The organism is Caulobacter sp. P1_B12_2 (assembly GCF_056406675.1).
The window spans coordinates 1-3,804 of sequence record NZ_JBFTZS010000444.1; the positions used below are offsets into that span (position 1 = coordinate 1).

A 3,804-nucleotide genomic window follows, 5' to 3' on the forward strand; every position below is an offset into this window, starting at 1 on the left:
CGCGGGTGATGCCCGGCAAGGTCTCGGGCAGCAGCTGCGGGAACCAGCGGGTCACGGCGGTCAGGTGCTCGATCAGCAGGCCGGCGCGGTTGCCGTCCAGCACCATGCCGTGCAGATCGACGCCGGGCGCCACGGCCTGGACGTCGGCGCGGGGCAGGAAGGTGGAGAGCACCTTGACCGAGGTGCTGTGCAGCAGCATCGGCCGCGACAGGTCGCAGATCCCGATCTCGCCCGGGCCGAACGAGAAGGCCACGCCGTCGAAGTCGCCGGTGTGCGATCCGGCGATGTTGAACTGGACGATGTAGTGGTCGAGGCCGTCGGCGGCGATCATGTCCGGCGTGCGGAACATGGTGTGGCCGCCGGTCTCGGTGACGTAGAAGGCGTGGGGCCCCAGACGCAGCGAGGTGATGTTGGCCGTGAAGCCCGGCTCGGGATCACGGGCGTCCAGCGCGACCAGCACCTCTCGGCGATAGTAGTCGTGTCGCTCCTCGGGCGGGACGCTCCGGGTGCTGAAGTTCGACCGCCCCAGCCGGAAGACGGACTCGGCTGGCGGGCTAGTAGGTTCACTCATGTGGCCTCCCCCAAGGCACAATCACGCATTTACTGTATTCGCCAATGCGGGCGTTCGTCGCACCACGCGAGAGCGGCCTTTTCCTTTGAGACGAACGATCAAGGAAATGGGATCGGCATGTAATGGTTACGCCGCGCAAAGCCTTACTGGTGTCGATCCCACGGACGAACGTTGATCGATGATCAACAAGGTCTGGACGATATTCACCGACGCGCGGACGCAATGTCATCGGCTCGGAGAACGGCGCACCGCACGGCCTGGGGGGGCCACGCGATCAGCGCCGCCCACGTCCCGAGGGGACTCAAACTGAAGGCGGGCCTTGGGGGAGGCCCGCCTTTTATTTTTGAGATGACAGCGCTGGCGGGTGCGATCTGAAGGTCCGCTCGCCGGCGGAGCGTCCTCCCGCCGGATCGGTCATTTCGCGCCGGGCAATTTGATCCCCAGCAGGACCAGGCGGTCGCCGGTAATCCCGAACCAGTGCGGCACGCCGGCGGGGATCAGGATGACGTCGCCCGGGCCGAGCGGCCGTGTCGCGCCGCCCTCGATTTGGCTGCCCTCAATCAAATTGGCGTTGCTGACCTTTGAATCGACCATGGTCCCGCCCGAAACAAGCGTGCCAGAGCCTTCCAGCACGATCGCGTATTCCGCTTCGGCGGGGTGAACGGCGGGGCGGCCTGGCTTCTTCCATATTTCGATCGCCGCCACGGTCGCACCGTCGCGAACCAAGGGGCGCCACATGAACCCTTGATCGGGCTTCATCGCGGCGAGCATCTCGCGTAGCTGAGCCTGGACATCCGCGCCGCTGGCGAAACCGGACGCGTCGGCGGCTTGAGCGCGGCTCGTCTGCGCGGAAGCGGCGGCGATGCCTGACGAGACGGCAAGCAGCAATGACGTCGCGCAGATCGTGAAGGCTTTCGCCATTGTCTTCACCGCGGCTCTCCCTAGGTCGTGAACTCATAAACTTGACGCTGGCCCCCCTTCGCCAGAAGGGGAGAATCCAACCGCGTCCGCCAAGCCCTAGTGCTCGCGGCCCATGCGCCAGAAGGTCTGGAACAGCGGCTCGACCAGATAGGCCAGGGCCGAGCGCTTGCGCAGCGGGATCAGCACCTCGACCGGCAGGCCGGCCTGCAGGCCCGACTGGAGGCCACGCACCTTGCGGATCTTCTCCAGCTCCTCCGGCGGGGCGGCGACCTCGGCCCGGAAGTACTGCACGCCCGTCTTCTCGTCGGTGAAGCTGTCGGCCGACAGCTCGGTCAGGGTGCCGTTCAGCAGCGGCAGGTCGCGCTCGTGCAGCGAGGTGAAGCGGATCTGGGTCTTCTGGCCCGGCTTCAGGTCGTCGGCGTCGTTGGGCGAGACCTTGGCCTGGATCACCAGGCGGCGATCCTGCGGCACGATCTCCATCAGGGTCTGGCCCGGCGCCACCACCCCGCCCACGGTGAAGACGTTCAGCCCCACCACCTTGCCGCCCGACGGCGCGCGGACCGTGGCCCGCGCCAGTTGCTCGCGGGCGGCCAGCACCTTGGGCTGCAGGTCGTCGAGGCGGACCTGGACGTCGCGCAGTTGGCCCGAGACCTCCTCCATCATCTGGCGCTCCAGCGACAGGGTCTGCAGACGGGTCTCGCCGATCTGTTCGCCGGAACGGGCGATCTGGGCGCGATAGGCGCCGTCCTCGCCGATCAGGGAGGCGGCGCTGCGTTGCAGGGCCAGGACCCGGGTCTTGGGCGCATAGCCCTTGGCGGCCAGCTCCTGAACGCCCTGCAGCTCCTCCTCGATCAGCTTCTGCTGCTCGCGGTTGGCGTCCAGCTGACGCTCGGCGCCGCTGGTCTGCTGGCTCAGTTGCAGGACGCGCTGGTTGAGCACGCCGCGCTGGGTCTGCAGCGAGCCGCGGCGGGCCTGGAACTGCTGGCGCTGCAGGCGCAGGGCGTCGTCGGCCAGGGGCTGGTCCTCGGGCGCGAGCTTGGCGAATTCGGGCGGAGCCGCGAAGCCGGCCTGCTTGTCGCGCTCGGCGACCAGGCGGGCGCGCTGGGCCAGCAGGGTCAGGACCTCGCCGGTCATGCCGCGCTCGCTGGCCCGCAGCTCCGACGCCGACAGCTCGACCAGGATCTGGCCCTTGACCACGCTCTGGCCCTCGCGGACCCGGATGGCCGTGACCACGCCGCCCTCGCGGCTCTGGACGGACTGGCGGTTGCCCGCCACGGCGATCACCCCGTGGGCGTAGGCTCCGGCGTCCAGCGGCGCCAGCGCCGCCCAGCCCAGAAAGCCCACGAAGAACAGACCCGCGACCCCCGCCCCGATGCGGATGGCCTTGGCGGGATCGTCCGACAGGCGCGGCGGCGTCTTGGGGGCCGCTTCGCCGGCGGCGCCCGCGGTTTCGCTCGAGGCTTCGCCCTCGGCCTTGAAGGTCATCTCGGTCATGGCTTGGCCGCCTGCAGGCTGGTGGCGGATGCGGACTTGCCGCCGGTCTTGGCGTCGGCGCCCTTCGCCTGGGCCTGGGCCTGGGCCTGGCCCTGGGCCGCCTCGGCCATCTTGGCGACCACCTCGACCCGGGGACCGATCATCTCGATATGGCCTTCGCGCAGCACCATCAGACGGTCGGCGACATTGAGGATGCCGGTGCGGTGGGCGACGATCAGGATCGCGGCGTTGCGCGCCTTGGCGGCCAGGATCGCGCTGTTCAGCGCCGCCTCGCCGTCGGCGTCGAGGGCCGAGTTGGGTTCGTCCAGGATCAGCAGCGGCGGATCGCCGTACAGGGCGCGCGCCAGGGCCACGCGCTGGGCCTGGCCCGCGGAGAGCCCGCGCCCGCCCGCGCCCAGCATCGTGTCGTAGCCCTTGGGCAGCCGCAGGATCAGCTCATGCACGCCCGCCGCCTGGGCCGCGGCCACGACGTCGGCGTCGACGATCGCCGGATCGCCGCCCGCCCAGATCGCGAAGCGCGAGATGTTGTCCTTGATCGAGCCGGCCAGCAGGGCCGAGTCCTGCGGCACGTAGCCGATGTAGCGGCCCAGCCGGTCGCCGTCCCAGTCGGCCAGGTTGGCGCCGTCCAGGCGCACCACGCCCGCGTCGGGGACGAGGGCCGCCGCCGCCACCCGCGCCAGGGTGGTCTTGCCGGCGCCGCTGGGACCGATGACGCCCAGGATCTCGCCCGGCGTCAGGCGGAAGGAGACGCCGCGCAGCAGCACCGGGCCTTCGCCGGGCGCGCGCACGGCCACCTGCTCCAGGGCCAGGACCCCGGT

Annotated in this window: 4 protein-coding genes; all 4 read right to left on the minus strand. The window is 70.0% G+C overall.

Annotated elements, in window-relative coordinates:
* Positions 1-571: helix-turn-helix domain-containing protein (locus AC1DZ6_RS21110; protein ID WP_477099094.1), on the minus strand; the 571-nt coding region annotated here is incomplete at its 3' end.
* Between the two features lie 414 nt (positions 572-985).
* A complete protein-coding gene (locus tag AC1DZ6_RS21115) occupies positions 986-1,492 on the minus strand; it encodes a cupin domain-containing protein (RefSeq protein ID WP_477099095.1) in 507 nt (168 codons plus the stop codon).
* Positions 1,493-1,588: 96 nt separating this feature from the next.
* A complete protein-coding gene (locus AC1DZ6_RS21120; RefSeq protein WP_477099096.1) occupies positions 1,589-2,986 on the minus strand; it encodes an HlyD family type I secretion periplasmic adaptor subunit in 1,398 nt (465 codons plus the stop codon).
* Positions 2,983-3,804 (minus strand): ATP-binding cassette domain-containing protein (locus AC1DZ6_RS21125; protein WP_477099097.1); only part of this gene is annotated, 822 nt, incomplete at its 5' end. The genes AC1DZ6_RS21125 and AC1DZ6_RS21120, both read right to left, overlap by 4 nt.